This window comes from Paenirhodobacter ferrireducens (assembly GCF_004022265.1).
Lineage (GTDB): Bacteria > Pseudomonadota > Alphaproteobacteria > Rhodobacterales > Rhodobacteraceae > Rhodobacter > Rhodobacter ferrireducens.
Genome location: NZ_SAVB01000021.1, coordinates 42,012 through 59,092 on the forward strand (window position 1 = coordinate 42,012; position 17,081 = coordinate 59,092).

Genomic DNA, 17,081 nt, shown 5'->3' on the forward strand with positions numbered 1-17,081 from the left:
TGCGCCGCAGCATTTATAAATGTCTGTAAGCGAAGGGGCCCTCGCGCATCCCACACCCGGGCTCGCAGATCGGAGCAAGAAAATGGCCAAGACCCAGGACTTCACCAAGATCATGCAGGACATGATGGCGTCGATGCCGATCGACGCGACCAAATTCCAGGACAGCTTCAAGGCGCAGACTGCGCTCGGCGAAAAGATCGCGAAGGTCGCCCTCGACGCCGCCGAGAAATCGACCGAAGTGACCTCGAAATGGGCCAAGGACACGATCGCCAAGGTCGGTTCGCTCGCCAAGTCGAAGCAGGAGCCCGCGGAATACGCCAAGGCGATGAGCGACTTCGCGTCGGCCTCGGCCGAGATGGCTGCCGAAAACCTCGCCGCTTTCGCCGAGATCGCGAAGAAGGTGCAGATGGAAACCGTCGAGCTGATGCTGGCTGCCGGCAAGGACTTCTCGGAAGACGCGACCGCCGCGGTGAAGAAAGCCACCGAGGAAGTGACCGCCGCCGCGAAGAAAGCCACCACCGCCGCCACCGCCGCGACGAAGTAAGAGAACCTCCCGCGACCCGGCTTCCTCCTCCCAGCCGGGACCGGACCTAAAGGGCAGGCTTCGGTCTGCCCTTTTCTTTTGTTGCTTTTGCGCCGCTGCCGCATAATCATCGCTGCAATGCAGGAAGATCCCCGGGAGGACATGATGGCCGAAGACGCGAAGCCCTTGCTGATCAAGCGCTATGCCAGCCGCAGGCTCTACAACACCGAGACCAGCGACTATGTCACGCTCGAGGATATCGCGAGCTTCATCCGCGAGGGGCGCGAGGTGCAGATCGTCGATCTGAAGACCGGCGACGACCTGACCCGGCAATACCTGCTGCAGATCATCGCCGAACACGAGAGCCGCGGCGAGAACGTGCTGCCGGTCGACGTGCTGACCGATCTCGTGCGCAGCTACACCACCTCGGCGCAGTCGGTGGTGCCGCAGTTCCTCGCCGCCTCCTTCGAGATGCTGCGCGAGGGGCAGTCGAAGATGATGGAGAACTTCTCCTCCTTCCCGAATCCGATGGCCTCGATGCCGGGCTTCGAGGCGCTGCAGCGCCAGCAGCAGGCGTTCCTGAAGTCGATGATGGCGGGCTGGAGCACGGCCGGTTCGACGGGGCCCGACGACGAGACGGCGGCAAGCGACGCCGCGAAGGACCGCGAGGAACTGAGCACGATCAAGAAGCAGCTCGCGGACCTGCAATCGAAGCTGTCGAAACTCTGATCCGGACCGGGAGGGGGCGCTGCCCCCATGTCAAAGGGGGCCTTGCGGCCCCCTTCGTCATTCCCCCGGAGACTTTGTGCCAGGAAAAGGCCTCGCCGCGAAAAGCCTTCCGGTTTTCTCCTTGCCGGAAATACCTCGGGGGTGAGGCCCGGCAGGGCCGAGGGGGCAGCGCCCCCTCTGACCCGGTCGACGTCAGGCGACTTCGGCGAAGACCTTCTTCAGCGCCTTGTCGAGCTTGTCGAACATCTCGTCCATCTGCGCCTCGGTCAGGATGAACGGCGGGCAGAGCACAATCGACTGGCCGAGCGGGCGGCAGATCAGCCCCATGTCGGTGCAGGTGTTGGCGATCCGCTCCGACACGCTCAGCTTGCCGTCGAACGGGGTCTTGGTGGCGCGGTCGGCCACCGCCTCAAGTGCCCACATGTAGCCCACGCCGCGCAGCTCGCCGATGTTCGGGTTCTGCGCGATCTGCGCGAGCCCCGCCTCCATCCGGCCCGACAGCCGGTTGACATTCTCGGCCAGCCCCTCGTTCAGGATCACGTCGATCGCCTTCAGCGCGATCGCGCAGCCCACCGGATGGCCCGAGGCGGTGAAGCCGTGCGGGAATTCCTCGACTGCTTCCGAGGCCGCCTGTACCCGGTTCGCAAGATCGGGGCCGAGGATCACCGCCCCCATCGGGAAATAACCCGCGGTCAGGTTCTTCGAGGAGATGACCGCATCGGGCTGGAAGTCATAGGTCTCGCAGCCCCAGGTCGCGCCGGTGCGCCCGAAGCCGCAGATCACCTCGTCGGCGATCAGCGGGATGCCGTATTTCTTCAGGATCGGCGCCACCGCCTGGAAATAGCCCTTCGAGGGCGGAATCACCCCGCCCGCGCCCATCACCGGCTCGGCGAAGAAGCCGGCGATGGTGTCGGCGCCCTCCTTGATGATCGTCGCCTCGAGCTCGGCCGCAAGGCGCGCGGTGAACTGCTCCTCGGTCTCGCCCGGGCGGCCGAAACGCCAGTAATGGGGGCAGCCCAGATGGAGGAAGCCCGGCAGCGGCAGGCCGAAGACCGAATTGTAGGGCTTGCCGGTCATCGAGGCCGAGACCGCGGTGACGCCGTGATAGGAGTTGATCCGGGTCAGGATCTTGCGTTTCTGCGGCTTGCCCTCGGCGCCATGCAGGAACCACAGGATCTTGACCATGGTGTCGTTCGCCTCGGAACCGGAGTTGGTGTAGAACACCTTGCCGCTTGCGAAGGGCGAGACCTCGACGAGCTTCTCGCTCAGCATCACGGTCTGGTCCGACATCCGGCCGAAGAAGGCGTGATAGCCCGGAAAGCGCGCATACTGGTCCTGCGCGGCCTTGATCAGCCCGGGATGGTCGAAGCCCGCGACCATGTTCCACAGCCCCGAATTGGCGTCGAGATACTGCCGCCCGTGGGTGTCGTAGATGTAAGGGCCCTTGCCGTGCGTCACCACGACTGTGCCGCGCTCGTGCACCGAGGGCAGGTCGGTGAAGCCGTAGAGCGAGAATTCGTCGGCCTTCGACTCCCAGCTGTTGTCACGCATGTTGCTCTCCTTTCGCGATCCGGGTCTCAGGCTAGCTGTGCCGCGGCCTGCGTCAATGGGGCGTTCCGCCGCCTTGCCCGAATGCACACGCGCCGCGCATCGCGGCTTGCCAAAGCGGGCAGGGGCCGCGCATTCTGCGCGCGGATTGCAGGAGGCGGCGAATGGCAGGGCAGCGGGAGCGGATCAGCCTCTGGGCGGTGGAGGTGCTGGTGGCGCTGGCCGAGGAAGGCGCGATCACCGCCGCCGCGCGCCGGCTGGCGGTCTCGGCCTCGACCGTCAGCCAGCAGATCGCCGCGCTCGAGGCGGCGCTTGGCGCCGAGCTCGTCGACCGCAGCGCGCGCCCCTTCGCGCTGACCCCGGCCGGCCGCGCCTTCCTGCCCCATGCCGAGGCGATGCTCGACGAGCTCGCGCGCGGCCGCGCGGGGGTGGGGCTTGCCGATCCCTCGGGGCTGCGCAGCTTCCGGCTCGGCATGATCGAGGATTTCGAGGCCGAGGTGACGCCCTTGCTGCTCGCCGGCATGGGGGCCGAGCTCACCGCCTGCCGCTTCCTGCTCGAGACCGGGCCGAGCCACCGGCTGGCGGCGCAACTCGAGGCGCGGGCGCTCGACATGACCGTCGCCGCCGAGATCGACGGCAGCCGCGAGGGGCTGACGGTGCTGCCGCTGTTGACCGAACCTTTCGTCGCGGTCTGGCCCGAGGGGCAGGTGGGCGCGACACTGCCTTTCCTCCACTACAGCCCGCGCACGTTGATGGGGCGCCAGATCGCGGCGCATCTCGCACGCGAGGGGGGCGCCCCGGCGCACCGTTTCGAGATCGACAGTTATCCGGCGATTCTGGCGATGGTGGCGGCGGGGCAGGGCTGGTCGATCCTGACCCCCTCGGGCGTGCGTCATGGCGCACGGGCGGGAGTGACGCTTGCGCCGCTGCCGGTCGCGCCGCTCGCACGCAAGATCGTGCTGAGCGCGCGGGCAGGCACGATGGCGGACCTGCCGGCGCGGGTGGCGGGCCGGCTGCGCGACCTGCTTGCTGCTCGCATTGTCGCTCCGGCGCTAGCCGAGGCGCCCTGGCTTGAAGGGGCGCTGCGGGTCGAAGGGCTCTGAACGCGGAGCCCGCCGCTTGCGGGAGCCGGGGCAGGGGGCGCAGCCCCCTCGCGCCTGTGGCGCTCACCCCCGGGATATTTGGAGCAATTGGAAGCTGAGAGGAGAGGAGCCCGGCCGGAACGCATGCGTGCGGCGCTGCTTTCTCCTTGCTCGAAATACCTCGGGGGTGAATTTTGCCGAATGGCAAAGGAGGGGGCAGGGCCCCCTCCTTCGGGCGCCCCGTCAGAGGCGCAGCCTGTGCTGTCTTGCGCCGCTCAGACGAGGCGGCTCTGTTCCTTCGCCGCCTTCACCAGCCCGGCGAAAAGCGGATGCGGCGCGAAGGGTTTCGACTTCAGTTCCGGGTGGAACTGCACGCCGATGAACCAGGGGTGGTCCTTGACCTCGACGATCTCGGGCAGCCGGCCGTCGGGCGACATGCCCGAGAACACCAGCCCGCAGGCCTCAAGCTTGTCGCGATACTTGATGTCGACCTCGTAGCGGTGGCGGTGGCGTTCCTCGATCTGCGTCGTGCCATAGACCTCGGCGACCTTCGAGCCTTCCTTCAGGATCGCGGTATAGGCGCCAAGCCGCATCGTGCCGCCCTTGTCGTCGTCGAGCTTGCGCTCGACCCGGTGGTTGCCCTGCACCCATTCCTTGAGGTGATAGACGACCGGGGTGAAGCGCTTCTTGCCGGCCTCGTGGTCGAACTCTTCCGAGCCCGCGTTGGTCACGCCGGCAAGGTTGCGCGCCGCCTCGATCACCGCCATCTGCATGCCGAGGCAGATGCCCAGATAGGGGATGCCCTTCTCGCGCGCATATTGCGCGGCGCGGATCTTGCCTTCGGTGCCGCGCTCGCCGAAGCCGCCGGGCACCAGGATCGCGTTGAACTGCTCGAGATGCGGGCCGGGGTCTTCGCGCTCGAAGATCTCGGCGTCGATCCATTCGGCCTTGACCTTGACCCGGTTCGCCATGCCGCCATGGGTCAGTGCCTCGGCGATCGACTTATAGGCGTCCTCGAGCTGCACGTATTTGCCGACGATCGCGACCTTGACCTCGCCCTCGGCATTGGTCAGCCGGTCCATCACGTCTTCCCAGCGGCTCATGTCGGGCTTCGGCGCCGGCGAGATGCCGAAGGCGTCGAGCACCGCCTGATCGAGGCCAACGCGGTGATAGGCGAGCGGCGCCTCGTAGATCGACTTCAGATCATAGGCCGGGATCACCGCATCGGGCCGGACGTTGCAGAAGAGTGCGATCTTCGCCCGTTCCTTGTCCGGGATCGGGTGCTCGGAGCGGCACACCAGCACGTCGGGCTGCAGCCCGATCGAGCGCAGCTCCTTCACCGAGTGCTGCGTGGGTTTCGTCTTGAGCTCTCCGCTTGCGGCCAGATAGGGCAGCAGCGTCAGGTGCATGAAGATGCACTGACCGCGCGGACGGTCCTGGGCGAATTGCCGGATCGCCTCGAAGAAGGGCAGGCCCTCGATGTCGCCGACCGTGCCGCCGATCTCGCACAGCATGAAGTCGACCTCTTCGTCGCCGACCGCGATGAAGTCCTTGATCTCGTTGGTGACGTGCGGGATCACCTGGATCGTCTTGCCGAGATAGGCGCCCTTGCGCTCCTTCTCGAGCACGTTCGAGTAGATCCGCCCCGAGGAGACGGAATCGGTCTTGCGCGCGCTCACTCCGGTGAAGCGCTCGTAATGGCCGAGGTCGAGGTCGGTCTCGGCGCCGTCATCGGTGACGAAGACCTCGCCATGCTCGAAGGGCGACATCGTGCCCGGGTCGACGTTCAGATAGGGATCGAGCTTGCGCAGCCGCACCGAGAAGCCGCGCGCCTGCAGCAGCGCGCCCAGTGCCGCGGAGGCAAGGCCCTTGCCGAGCGATGATACAACACCGCCGGTAATGAAGACGTAACGTGCCATGGAAGCCCCCGTGATCAGCCAAAACCTGTTTCATCTCCCGAAGCGATGCTCCGGGATCACGGGGCTTAATATCTACACGATTCGCGGCCTGCCCGCAACCGGACCGCAAGACATTGGGTAAACTGTGACGCTTTGCCCCAAGACTGGTGTCAGGGGCGAAGGCCGCGGCCCGCTCAGTTCGCGGGCGGCGGCGTCACCGGCGCGTCGGTCGAGGCCGGCGGCAGCTCAATCGGCGGTGCGGCCGGGGTGGCGGGCGCGGTGGTCGCGGGCGCCGAGGTGGTGGTCTGGTCGACAACGGACGAGTCCGAAGCGGCCCGGGCGGCCAGGATGGTCAGCGTGACCGAGGTGACGATGAAGCCCGCCGCGAAGATCCAGGTCAGCCGGGTCAGCGCATTCGCGGCCTGCCGGCCGGTCATCACGCCGCCGGTGCTCCCCATGCCGAGCCCGCCGCCTTCGGAACGCTGCAGCAGCACGACGCCGATCAGGAGCAGCGCAAGGATCAGGTGGATGGAGAGGACGACGTTTTCCATGAGGGGTGCGGGGCCTTCTTTCAACCGACGCGCCTATCTAGGCGGATGAGGGCCGCCGCGCAAGCCGTTTCCCGGCGAAACCGCACCGGCTTGTCGGTCCCGTGCCGCAAACTTGACCGGACAGCCCGAAAAACGGTTTCCCCCCGGGACCGCGCCCGCTATATGTCGCACGGTTTTTCACAACCCTGCAGGAGTGGGATATGGCCAACGTCGTGGTTGTCGGAGCCCAATGGGGCGACGAGGGCAAGGGCAAGATCGTCGACTGGCTGAGCGAGCGCGCCGACGTCATCGCGCGGTTCCAGGGCGGTCACAACGCGGGCCACACGCTGGTCGTGAACGGTGTCATCTACAAGCTGAACGCGCTGCCGTCGGGCGTGGTGCGCGGCGGCAAGCTCAGCGTGATCGGCAACGGTGTCGTGCTCGATCCGTGGCACCTGCTGAACGAGATCAAGAAGATCGGCGAGCAGGGGGTCGAGATCACCCCCGACAACCTGATGGTGGCCGAGAACACCCCGCTCATCATGCCGTTCCACGGCGAGCTCGACCGCGCCCGCGAGGCGCAGGCGGCGGGCTCGAATGCGCGCATCGGCACCACCGGCCGCGGCATCGGCCCGTGCTATGAAGACAAGGTGGGCCGTCGCGTGATCCGCGTCGCCGACCTCGCCGATCCGGCGACGCTCGAGCAGCGTGTCGACCGCGCGCTTGTCCACCACAACGCGCTGCGCGCCGGTCTCGGCCTCGAGCCGATCGACCGTGCCGCGCTGCTGAAGGAGCTGAACGCGATCTCGGCCGCGGTGCTGCAATACGCCAAGCCCGTCTGGAAGGTGATGAACGAGATGCGCCGCGCCGGCAAACGCATCCTCTTCGAGGGCGCGCAGGGCTCGCTTCTCGACATCGACTTCGGCACCTATCCCTATGTGACCTCCTCGAACGTGATCGCGGGGCAGGCGGCGACGGGTGTCGGTCTCGGGCCGAACGCGATCGACTTCGTGCTCGGCATCGTCAAGGCCTATACCACCCGCGTCGGCGCCGGCCCGTTCCCGACCGAGCTGCTCGACGCCGACGGCGACCGTCTGGGCGAACGTGGCCGCGAGTTCGGCACGGTCACCGGGCGCAAGCGTCGCTGCGGCTGGTTCGACGCTGCTCTGGTGCGCCAGACCTGCGCGATCTCGGGCATCAACGGCATCGCGCTGACCAAGCTCGACGTGCTCGACGGCTTCGACACGATCAAGATCTGCACCGGCTATTCGCTCGACGGCGAGGTGCTCGACTATCTTCCGACCGCGGCCGAGGCGCAGGCGCGCTGCACGCCGATCTATGAAGAGGTCGAGGGCTGGAAGGAATCGACCGAGGGGGCGCGGTCGTGGAACGATCTGCCCGGGGCCGCGGTGAAATACGTGCGCCGCATTGAGGAGCTGATCCAGTGCCCGGTCGCCATGCTCTCGACGAGCCCCGAGCGCGACGACACTATCCTCGTCACCGACCCCTTCGCGGACTGAGATGGCGCTCGGCTACAAGACCCGCAAGCGGCTGGCGCTGCTTGCGCTTCTGGTCGGGCTGCCGGCCTATATCATCGTCGCGGTGAGCGTGGTGAACCTGGCCGAGGCGCGGTGGGGGATGATGCCCTGGTGGGGATCGCTCGCCGTCTATGTCGGGCTCGGCATCCTCTGGGCGCTGCCGCTGAAGCCGGTGTTCACCGGCGTCGGCCAGCCCGATCCGGACGCGAAACGCGACTGAGACAAATGCAAAACGGAGGGGCTTGCCCCTCCGTTTTCCTTTGCGCCCGGGCCGGTGTTCAGGCCCGCTTTTCGAAATACTGCGACTGTTCGGTGATCGCGTACTGGCCGCGCTTCACCTTGGCGATCTTGCCCTGACGCAGCAACTGGCCGAAGCTGCGCAGCCGCTCCTCGCGGCTGAAGCTGCCCGCGCCGATCGCAGTGATCTTACTCATGATCTGCGGCGGCGAGAAATGCGGCCGGCCCTCGATCTGAGCGGTATAGGCCGCGGCCGCCTCGAGCAGATCCGACAGGCCCTGGGTGCCATGCGCCTGCGCGAAGTCGGCAAAGCTCTCGGCCGCGCCCGCGTTCAGCGGCGCGGGGCCGTCGTCTTCGGCCAGTACGTCCTCGGCCAGCAGCTGCGCGGTGCTGACCCGGCGCGGCCGCACCGGCGTCACCGCCGCCGGCTGCGCCACTGGCATCGCCGGTATCCGGTCGATGCGCTGCTCGGAGACGAGGACCAGCGGCGCCTGGCGCGGCTCGACCGGCGCCGGACGCCCGCTCGTGGTGCCGTGCAGCACCGGACGGCGCGGTTGCACTGCATGGGTGAGGTCGTCGCGATAGGGCCGGGTGTCATCGGGGGTCTCTTCCTTGCGGCCGCCGCGGGCCAGCCGCTCGGCCACCGTCGCCGCCACCGCGGCCTTCAGATGCGCGATTGCCGACAGCCGGCGGCGGTTCTCGTGGCCCGAAAGCTGGGCGTCGGCCTCTTCCATCAGCCGCGTCACATCGGCGTCGCGCGAGGCTCCGGCGGGCTTTTGCGTGACACGGCGCGGGGTGACGGGGGCGACGGGGCTGGGCGCAGCCGCTTCGGCGGCCGGCGCGAGCGGGGGGGCTTCCGGCTCCGGGCTTTCCGCTGCCGCAAGGTCCGGCGTCGCGGCGGCGGCAGCCTCGGTCGGCAACATCGCGGCGATCTGCGCCGCCATCTCCTCGGGCTCGATTGCGTCGGCGGCGGTGTCCGGCGTCATCGCCTCTCCGGCGGCCGGTGCGGGCTCGGCCAGATGCGCGGCAAGCGCGGCGGCGATCGTGTCCGCGTCGATCTCCTCGGGGGCGGCTGACGTCGCCGCGATCCCCTCGTCGAACTCCTCGGGGAAATCCCAATCCTCCGCCGCGGCGGCCAGCGCGGCTTCGGTGTCGGCGCCGGGCAGTTCGTCGCCGTCGGTAGCATCGAAATCCTGCTCGAGCGCGGCAAGCTCGGCCATCAGTTCGGCTTCCTGCTCGGCCGACAGCGCCGGGCCGTCGGACTCTGCCGGCACGGTTTCCGCGACCAGGCGCGCGGCGACCAGCGCCGCGATATCCTCGCTGCCGGTCTCGGCCTGGGCCTCGGCGGCAACGGGGGCGGCGGGCGCCTCGGCCGGCGGGGTGGGCTCGATTCGGCGCACCTTGATGACGCGGGCCCGCAGCGGCGGGCGCGGGGCCTCGGCCCCCGCGGCGGCAGGCGCTTCGGCCGGGGGCAGTTCAGGGGCCGAGGCCTCCTGTGCAGAAAGCTGCGCGGCGCGACGGGCGGCACGGCGCTCGGCCCAGCTCAGATGCGGTGGCTCTTCGGGCGTCCCGATCGATTCGGCAGGGGCCTCCTCTTCGGCGTCGGGCTGATCTGCCGCCGTTTCCGAGGCCGCAGCGGTGGTTTCCCCGGCAGTCTCGGTCTCAATTTCGGTGCCAGCTGCGTCAGTCGCCGCTTCTGGCGCTTCGGTCCCTCCGGCAGAGGCTGCCGGGGCCTGTTCCGCGACGGCGGCGACCTCCTCGAGGAGGATCGAGGCCTCGATGGCCGGCTCTTCGGCGATCTCCGCCTCCGGCTCGGACACGGGTTCAGCCATGGGCTCGGACATGGCGGCGGGTGATGCGTCTGCGGCGGGTTCCGCCGTGATCGCCGCGTCGACCGGCGCGGCAACGGGGGCCGCCGCCGCCTTGGCCGAGGCCACTGCCGCGCGGATGCGCTGCAGCTTGGCCGCGACCGATTCGCTCACCGGATCGGCACTTTGCGGCACCATGAAGGGCGCGACCGGGGGGGGCGGCGCCGGCGCGGGGGCCTCCGGCACGGCGGTTTCCGTTACCGCGGGCGCCGCCGCGGGCGCTGCGGCCATGGTGGGCGCCGTCCCCGCAGGCGCCGTCGCCGCAGGCTCGGGCGCCGGCGCCGCGGCGGTGATCTCGGCCGGCAGGGGGTCCGCTTCGGCCTGGCGCAGGATCACGCCGTTGCGCTGGATCTTCGCCTCGACACGGCGCTGAATCTCGCGTTCGGCGATGCGGTGCAGCATCTCGGCATCGGGTTGCGGTGGCTCTGCGCCGAAATAGCGGTCGTCGGCGGCCAGATCCCGAAAGTATTCCGCGATCGCCTTCATCGTGTTGAACGGCTCGTCGAACCCCTCCAGCGTGCAGGAGAAGGTGCCGTAGGAGACGGTGAGAATCTTGCTTGCACCAACCATGGAACGCTCACTTTCTACTAGATCCGGTTCCGACCATGATCCTGTCGAACTGGTGCTTTCCCGTGAACGGAAAAAGGCAAATGCAGGGAATTTTTCCGGTCGCGGTTGTGCTTTTCTGCCTTAATCGCCATCAATCATGGCATGGAAAGACACATTGTCCAGTATCATGGCGGGGTGACCCTGCTTGGCGGCGGCGCGGTCGAGGCGGCGGATCTGCATGCGGCGCTGGCGCTGGCGCCGGCGCTGGTTGCGGCCGATGGCGGCGGCGACCGGGCGCTTGCCCTCGGGTTGATGCCCGAGGCGGTGATCGGCGACATGGACAGTCTGAGCCCGGCCGGCGCCGCCGCCATCGGCCCCGAACGCCTGCACCGCATCGCCGAGCAGGACAGCACCGATTTTGGCAAATGCCTGACCCATGTCGGGGCCCGTTTCTACATCGGGCTCGGCTTCACCGGGCTCCGGCTCGACCACACCCTTGCCGCGCTCAGCGATCTGGCGCAGCGCCCCGACCGTGCCGTGGTGCTGATCGCCGAGGACGAGCTGATCTTCCGTGCCCCGCCCGAGATCGCGCTCGACCTGCCGCTGGGCGAGCGGCTCTCGCTTTTCCCCTTCGGCCCGGCCTCGGGCACGGCCGAGGGGCTGCGCTGGCCGATCGAGGGGCTGAATTTTACCCCAGCCGGCCGCGTCGGCACCTCGAACGAGGTCAGCGGCCCGGTGCGGCTTTGCCTGGCGGGAGAGATGCTGGTGCTGCTGCCGAAACGGCATCTGGCCGCGGTGCTCGCCGCGCTCGGGTTGCGGTGATGCGCTCGCGGTGGATGATGTAGAGCCCCGAGCCGGTGATGATCGCGATGCCGACCCAGGTCAGCAGGTTCGGGAAATCGCCAAAGAAGACATAGCCGCACAGCGTGGCGGTCAGCATCTCGAAGTAATGCAACGGCGCGAGCGTCGAGGAGGGCGCGAAGGACAGCGCATAGCTCATCGCCATGTGGCTGACCGTCGAGGCGAGGCCGACACAGGCGCACCACAGCCAGAAGATCCCCTCGGGCCGGCCGAAGCTCACCTCGCTCAGCCCCGCGCTGGTGCCAAGCGCCAGCAGCGGCAGGCACAGCAGCGTGGCGAAGACCGCGGTGTGGAACTGCATCGCCACCGGGTCGACAGTGCGCGAGAGCGCCCGCGTCAGCAGGATGTAGAGCGCGAAGCTGACCGCGGTGCCGAGCGGGAAGAAGGCCACCGCGCCGAAATGGCTGAAGGACGGCTGGATCACGAAGAGCGCGCCGATGAAGCCCACGACCGAGGCCGCAAGGCGCCGCGGCCCGACCTCCTCATGCAGCACGAAGCGGCCGATGAACAGGATCACGAAGGGCTCGACGAAGGCGATGGCCAGCGCATCGGCGATCGGCATCACCTGCACCGCGGCGACGAAGCAATAGGTCGCCGTCATCGAGACGAAGGCACGCGCCACGCTCAGCGCGAGCACCCGCCCGCCGATCCGCAGCGGCAGCCGCAGCGCGACAACCAGCGGCGCCATCAGCAGCCCCTGCACGACATAGCGGCCAAGCGTGACCGTGCCCACCGGCACCGCCTGCGAGGCCAGTTTCGAGGCCACGTCGATCAGCGGCGCCAGCGCGCAGAAGGTGAGCATCAGGGCGATGCCGGGAAAGATGCGGTCCGGGCGTGTCATCCGGAATCGCTATCGCTCCGCGCGGGCGCCGTCCATCCTGAAAGTGACGACGCCCGGCCGGTGGGCTCAGCCGCGGCGGTCGCGCGCGATCTCGGCGAAGAGCCGCTCGCAGGCGGCGGCGGCGAAATCAAGGACGGCGCGGTCGGTGAAGCGGCCCTCGGTCATCCGCTGATGCACGCCGCCGATCACCACTTCGGGCGTCGCGACCGGGCGCGAGAGGGTCGAGGCGAAGGCCTCGCGCAGCTGGTATTGTGCCCGCACGCCGCCGGTCGAGGCCATCGAGCAGGTGACGATCAGCACCGGCTTGTCCCTCAGCGGCGAGGCGAAGGCCGGGCGCGAGGCCCAGTCGATGGCGTTCTTCAGCACCCCGGGCATGCCATGGTTGTATTCGGTCGAGACCACAATCAGCCCCTCGGCCGCCTCGATCGCGCCGCGCAGGGCGGCGACGGGGGCGGGGCGGGGCTCGATGTCGAGATCCTGATTGTAGAGCGGCAGCGCGCCGATGGGCGCGATGGCGGTCTCGGCGCGCGGCGCGATCTCGGCGGCGATCGCCTCGAGCACGGCGGCGCAATAGGAGGCCTTGCGCAGGCTTCCGGGGATGCCCAGCAGGCGGTAGGGGGAGGTCATGGTCGGTCCGGTCCTTGTCTTCGGCCGCCCGAAGCGGCCCCGCGGATGGCTATATATCGAAAGATGTGATATATGCTTTCGTGAAGCAGCCAAGTTCTGCGGAGGAATGGCCATGCTGCCCGAAGACGGGCCCACGACGAACCCGATCCTTGCACTGTCGCGCGACCATGCCCGGGGCGCCCGTGTCGGGCGCCATGTGCATAGCCGTGCGCAACTGATCTTCCTGCTGACCGGGGCGATGCGGATCGGGCTCGATGACCGGGTGTTCTCGGTGCCGCCGGGGCAGGCGGCCTTCCTGCCGGGCGGTGTGCCGCATGCCGCCGACTACACCGAGCGCAGCGCGGTGCGCGTCGCCTATCTCGACCCCGCGGCCTTTCCCGACCTGCCGCGCGAGACCGCCGTGCTGCCGCTTGGCGGGCTGTTGCGCGAGCTGGTGCTGCGCGCGATCGCGCTCGACCCGGTGGCGCCCTGGAACGCGGCAGATGCGCGCGCGATGCAGGTGCTGGCCGACGAGATCTGCCGGGCGCGCGATCTGGCGCCGGGGCTCGCGCTTGGCCGCGACCCGCGGTTGCGGCGGGTGACCGAGGCGCTCGTCGCCGATCCCGCCGACCGGCGCAGCCTGCCGGACTGGGCCGCCACCGCGGCGGTGGCGGAGCGCACGCTGGCGCGGCTGTTCCTGCGCGAGACGGGGCTCTCCTTCGCGCGCTGGCGCACCCGGCTGCAGATCGCCCGCGCGCGCGAATCCCTCGCCGCCGGCCGGCCGGTGACGCAGATCGCCTATGACCTCGGTTATGCCAGCCCCTCGGCCTTCACCGCGATGTTCACCCGCGAGACCGGGCAGCCGCCGCATCTGAGCCGCGCCACGCTGCCCGGTGCCGAAGACGGCAGCCCGTCTTTCTCCTTGCCTGAAATACCTCGGGGGTGAGGCCCGTCAGGGCCGAGGGGGCAGCGCCCCCTGTTTTGCCCAAGGGATCGGGCCCGGCCGGGGCAGGGGCACTGCCCCCTCTGGCCTGCGGCCATTCACCCCCGGGATATCTGAGGCAACTGGAAGCGGGGAAGGCTGGTTGCTTGCCGGGCGTTCGCCAAAAGCACCCGGCCCTCGCTTGCGCTTCGGGCGTTCGCCGCTTTGAACGCTCCACAGGAGCGTTCAATCCCGGCGCGATGCGCCGGGACCGCGGCTCACCCCATCCGTTCGGAGGCGTAGGAGCCGGGGCTGGCCGGGAACACCACCGTCTTGCCGCCGTTGATGAAGGCGCGGTGGTGGATATGGGCGTGGATCGCGCGGGCGAGCACCTGCGCCTCGACGTCGCGGCCGAGCGAGACGTAATCCTCGGGCGATTGCGCATGCGTCACGCGCACCGTGTCCTGCTCGATGATAGGCCCCTCGTCGAGGTCGGCGGTGACGTAATGCGCCGTCGCGCCGATCAGCTTCACCCCGCGCTCATAGGCCTGCTTGTAGGGGTTGGCGCCCTTGAACGACGGCAGGAAGGAGTGGTGGATGTTGATGATCCGCCCCGACATCTTGGCGCACAGCGCATCCGACAGGATCTGCATGTAGCGCGCCAGCACCACGAGTTCGGCGCCGGTCTCGTCGACCACGGCGAGCAGCTCGGCCTCGGCCTGGGGCTTGTTCTCCTTCGTGACGCGGATGTGGTAGAAGGGGATGTCGTGGTTCACTACCACCTTCTGATAGGTCAGATGGTTCGAGATCACGCCGACGATCTCGATCGGCAGCGCGCCGATACGCGTCCGGTACAGCAGGTCGTTCAGGCAATGGCCGAAGTTCGACACCATCAGCAGCACCTTCATCTTGCGCGCCTGATCGTGCAGCGCCCAGTCCATGCCGAAGGCTTCGGCGACCGGGGTGAAGCCCGCCACGAGCGACTCGCGGCTGGCGCCGGTCTGCGATTCGATGCTGACGCGCATGAAGAAAGTGCCGCTCTGCACGTCGTCGTACTGGTGCGAGTCGGTGATGTTGCATCCCTGCTCGGCCAGGAAAGTCGCGATCGCGGCGACGATGCCGCGGGTCGTCTTGCAGGTCACCGTAAGCACGTAGGAAGTCATTCTCGGGTCCTTCGCTGGGCCCTTGCGGGCGTGTTGGGGGCAATCTCTCCTGCCGCGCGACCGAGGGCCAGCCGGGATACGACGCGAAGGGCGCGAAAAGCGGCGCGGGCGGTGTCGCAAACGAGACGCGGGTTTCCGATAGTGGAGCGCGGCGGCCTGTCGCGGGGGCGCCCCCTTGCGCCCGGGGGCTGTGCTGCCTATCTTCGGGGAGGCGCGGTGCATGGACCGCGATGGAGTGTGGATGTCGGAGATTGTGTGAGAGGCTCCCTGTCGGGGAGCCGTGACACGAAGCGGGGCGGCCTGAAGGCACGGCCCTGAAGTCTCACATCCAGTCTCAGGATTCCCATGAATATCTCGAAACTCGAACAGCGCGTGCTGCACGTGCTGGCTCAGGGCGGGCTGATCCGCCATGAACGCGGCGAGGGCCGCAAGATTTCCGCCGTCACCTGCTACACCCGCGACGGGCTGGTGCTGTCCGATTGCGATCTGACGCTGTTCCGTCGCCTCCGGGCGCGGCGGCTGATCGCCTCGGGCGGCGGTGCGCCCTACCGGATCTCGCGCCGCGGCCTTGCCGCCGTGCGCGGCCAACTCGACAACCAGTGAGGTCTGCCATGATCATCCGAGCCGAAACCGAAACCGCCCCCGAGCAGGCGGCCCTTGCCGCGCTCGTCACCCGGGCCTTCGCCACGGCGCAGGTCGCCTCGGGGACCGAGGCCGAGGTGCTGGCGCGGCTGCGCGAAAGCGGCGCGCTGAGCCTGTCGCTCGTGGCCGAGGAGGCAGGACAGCTCGTCGGTCAGATCGCCGCCTCGCCCGCGACGATCGGCGGGGCGGAGGGCTGGGCCTGTCTCGGTCCGCTTTCTGTCGTGCCGGAGGCACAGGGGCGGGGCATCGGCAGCGCCCTGATGCGCGCGGCGCTTGCGCAGCTTGCGGCGCGCGGTGCCGCGGGCGCGGTGCTGGTGGGCGAGCCCGCCTATTACGGCCGCTTCGGCTTTGTCGCCGACCCGGCGGTGGTTCTGGCGGGGGTGCCGGCGCGCTATGTTCTGGTGAGGCCGCTCGCCGGCCCCACCCCCGCCGGGGCGCTGGTCTGTGCACCGGCGCTGATGCCCTGAAACGCCGAAGGGCCGCCCCGACGGGCGGCCCTTCGCATCATTCGGAGCGTGTTCAGATCTGCTTCTCGGGAAGGTGCACGACGAGCCCGTCGAGCTCGGGCGTCACCTTGATCTGGCAGGTCAGGCGCGATTTCTGCGGATCGGGATGCCAGGCGAAATCGAGCATGTCCTCTTCCATCGATTCCTTCGCCGGCAGCCGATCGACCCAGGCCTCGTCGACATAGACATGGCAGGTCGAGCAGGCGCAGGCGCCGCCGCAATCGGCGTCGATGCCCGGGATGCCGTTGTCGCGCGCGCCTTCCATGACCGTCATGCCCGGCTTCACGTCCACCACATGCTCGGTGCCGTTGAATTCGATATAGGTGATCTTCGCCATCGTCTGTATCCCATCCGCTGGCCGCCCGCGCGGCCGTCCGAACCGATGTAGGACATGCCGCCCGGCTTGACCAGAGTGGCGGTGCCGCATCCCTTTCCGCGCCTGCCGCAATCGGCTAGGGTCGCGCAGGAATTCGGCAAAGAGCCCCGGCGATGACCATTTCTGTGCGACTGATCCTGCTGTGCTGCGCCCTCGGCCTTGGGGCGGGGGGGGCGTTCGCCTCGGACCCGGCCGGGTCCGAGGCGGTCGAGCAGAGCCTTGCCGGCGAGTGGCGTGCGACCCCGCCGCAACCGGGCGAGGCGGGCTGCTTCGCGCATCAGACCCGGCCCGCGGTGATCGAGACGGTGACCGAGCAGGAGCTGGTCTCGCCCGAGCTGCGCGACCCCGCCACCGGAGAGGTGACGCGGCCCGCGGCCTATCGCAGCGCCTCGCATCAACGCATCGTCGAGGGCCGGGCCGAGATGTGGTTTCCCGCCCCCTGTCCCGATGCGATGACCGCCGAGTTCGTCGCCTCGCTGCAACGTGCGCTCCAGGTGCGCGGGCTTTATGCCGGGCCGGTCAACGGCGTGCTCGACATCCCGACCCATGTCGCGATCCGCGCCTATCAGGCGCCGCGCGGGCTCGCCTCGGCCACGCTTTCGGTCCGGGCGGCGCAGGAGATGGGGCTTTTGCCCTGGCTTGAAGACGTGAAGTGACGAGGC

General features: G+C 68.8%; 18 protein-coding genes. 10 read left to right on the plus strand and 8 right to left on the minus strand.

Annotated elements, in window-relative coordinates:
- Positions 1-82: 82 nt before the first annotated feature.
- Positions 83-544 carry a phasin family protein gene (locus tag EOW65_RS14785; RefSeq protein ID WP_128150704.1) on the plus strand — a complete coding sequence of 154 codons (462 nt, stop codon included), beginning with the start codon at positions 83-85 and terminating at the stop codon, positions 542-544.
- A gap of 144 nt (positions 545-688) precedes the next feature.
- The gene (gene phaR, locus EOW65_RS14790; protein WP_121534369.1) at positions 689-1,252 is read left to right on the plus strand and encodes a polyhydroxyalkanoate synthesis repressor PhaR; all 564 of its coding nucleotides are present in this window, start codon (positions 689-691) and stop codon (positions 1,250-1,252) included.
- Between the two features lie 192 nt (positions 1,253-1,444).
- On the opposite strand, the gene EOW65_RS14795 is transcribed toward phaR, so the two are convergent.
- Positions 1,445-2,803: an aminotransferase gene (locus EOW65_RS14795; RefSeq protein ID WP_128150706.1), complete on the minus strand. Its 1,359-nt coding sequence runs from the start codon at positions 2,801-2,803 to the stop codon at positions 1,445-1,447.
- A 161-nt stretch (positions 2,804-2,964) separates the two neighbouring features.
- On the opposite strand from EOW65_RS14795, the gene EOW65_RS14800 reads away from it, so the two are divergent.
- Positions 2,965-3,903, plus strand: a complete 939-nt coding sequence (locus EOW65_RS14800) for a LysR family transcriptional regulator (protein WP_128150708.1) — start codon at positions 2,965-2,967, stop codon at positions 3,901-3,903.
- Between the two features lie 254 nt (positions 3,904-4,157).
- Here the strand turns inward: EOW65_RS14800 and EOW65_RS14805 are convergent, their stop codons facing one another.
- Together EOW65_RS14805 and secG are read right to left on the minus strand one after the other, a co-directional pair.
- A complete protein-coding gene (locus tag EOW65_RS14805) occupies positions 4,158-5,801 on the minus strand; it encodes a CTP synthase (protein WP_128150710.1) in 1,644 nt (547 codons plus the stop codon).
- A gap of 173 nt (positions 5,802-5,974) precedes the next feature.
- Entirely contained in the window at positions 5,975-6,331 is a 357-nt protein-coding gene (secG, locus tag EOW65_RS14810) for a preprotein translocase subunit SecG (protein ID WP_128150712.1), read from the minus strand.
- Between the two features lie 200 nt (positions 6,332-6,531).
- Here secG and EOW65_RS14815 point away from each other — a divergent pair, with 200 nt between their 5' ends.
- Both EOW65_RS14815 and EOW65_RS14820 read left to right on the plus strand, forming a co-directional pair.
- Positions 6,532-7,830, plus strand: a complete 1,299-nt coding sequence (locus tag EOW65_RS14815; RefSeq protein ID WP_128150714.1) for an adenylosuccinate synthase — start codon at positions 6,532-6,534, stop codon at positions 7,828-7,830.
- Between the two features lies 1 nt (position 7,831).
- A complete protein-coding gene (locus tag EOW65_RS14820) occupies positions 7,832-8,068 on the plus strand; it encodes a DUF2842 domain-containing protein (protein WP_113900767.1) in 237 nt (78 codons plus the stop codon).
- 58 nt (positions 8,069-8,126) lie between these two features.
- On the opposite strand, the gene EOW65_RS14825 is transcribed toward EOW65_RS14820, so the two are convergent.
- A complete protein-coding gene (locus EOW65_RS14825; RefSeq protein WP_128150716.1) occupies positions 8,127-10,523 on the minus strand; it encodes a hypothetical protein in 2,397 nt (798 codons plus the stop codon).
- Between the two features lie 141 nt (positions 10,524-10,664).
- Here EOW65_RS14825 and EOW65_RS14830 point away from each other — a divergent pair, with 141 nt between their 5' ends.
- Complete coding sequence (locus tag EOW65_RS14830) at positions 10,665-11,324, plus strand: thiamine diphosphokinase (protein WP_128150718.1); 660 nt, start codon at positions 10,665-10,667, stop codon at positions 11,322-11,324.
- Here EOW65_RS14830 and EOW65_RS14835 read toward each other — a convergent pair.
- Positions 11,227-12,204: a DMT family transporter gene (locus EOW65_RS14835; RefSeq protein WP_128150720.1), complete on the minus strand. Its 978-nt coding sequence runs from the start codon at positions 12,202-12,204 to the stop codon at positions 11,227-11,229. The two genes, EOW65_RS14830 and EOW65_RS14835, sit on opposite strands and share 98 nt — an antisense overlap.
- Before the next feature lie 66 nt (positions 12,205-12,270).
- Positions 12,271-12,831, minus strand: coding sequence for an NADPH-dependent FMN reductase (locus tag EOW65_RS14840; RefSeq protein WP_128150722.1), 561 nt, complete (start codon positions 12,829-12,831; stop codon positions 12,271-12,273).
- Positions 12,832-12,943: 112 nt separating this feature from the next.
- Between EOW65_RS14840 and EOW65_RS14845 the strand changes: the two genes are divergently transcribed.
- On the plus strand, positions 12,944-13,756 hold the full coding sequence (locus tag EOW65_RS14845) for an AraC family transcriptional regulator (protein ID WP_164880113.1): 813 nt from the start codon (positions 12,944-12,946) through the stop codon (positions 13,754-13,756).
- A 254-nt stretch (positions 13,757-14,010) separates the two neighbouring features.
- On the opposite strand, the gene purU is transcribed toward EOW65_RS14845, so the two are convergent.
- A complete protein-coding gene (purU, locus tag EOW65_RS14850) occupies positions 14,011-14,895 on the minus strand; it encodes a formyltetrahydrofolate deformylase (protein ID WP_128150726.1) in 885 nt (294 codons plus the stop codon).
- A 345-nt stretch (positions 14,896-15,240) separates the two neighbouring features.
- Between purU and EOW65_RS14855 the strand changes: the two genes are divergently transcribed.
- A complete protein-coding gene (locus EOW65_RS14855) occupies positions 15,241-15,498 on the plus strand; it encodes a YjhX family toxin (protein WP_121534380.1) in 258 nt (85 codons plus the stop codon).
- A gap of 8 nt (positions 15,499-15,506) precedes the next feature.
- Positions 15,507-16,004: a GNAT family N-acetyltransferase gene (locus EOW65_RS14860; protein ID WP_128150728.1), complete on the plus strand. Its 498-nt coding sequence runs from the start codon at positions 15,507-15,509 to the stop codon at positions 16,002-16,004.
- Between the two features lie 52 nt (positions 16,005-16,056).
- Here EOW65_RS14860 and EOW65_RS14865 read toward each other — a convergent pair whose 3' ends face one another.
- Positions 16,057-16,380: a 2Fe-2S iron-sulfur cluster-binding protein gene (locus EOW65_RS14865; protein ID WP_128150730.1), complete on the minus strand. Its 324-nt coding sequence runs from the start codon at positions 16,378-16,380 to the stop codon at positions 16,057-16,059.
- Positions 16,381-16,532: 152 nt separating this feature from the next.
- On the opposite strand from EOW65_RS14865, the gene EOW65_RS14870 reads away from it, so the two are divergent.
- Positions 16,533-17,075 carry a peptidoglycan-binding domain-containing protein gene (locus tag EOW65_RS14870; RefSeq protein ID WP_128150732.1) on the plus strand — a complete coding sequence of 181 codons (543 nt, stop codon included), beginning with the start codon at positions 16,533-16,535 and terminating at the stop codon, positions 17,073-17,075.
- Positions 17,076-17,081: the final 6 nt, after the last annotated feature.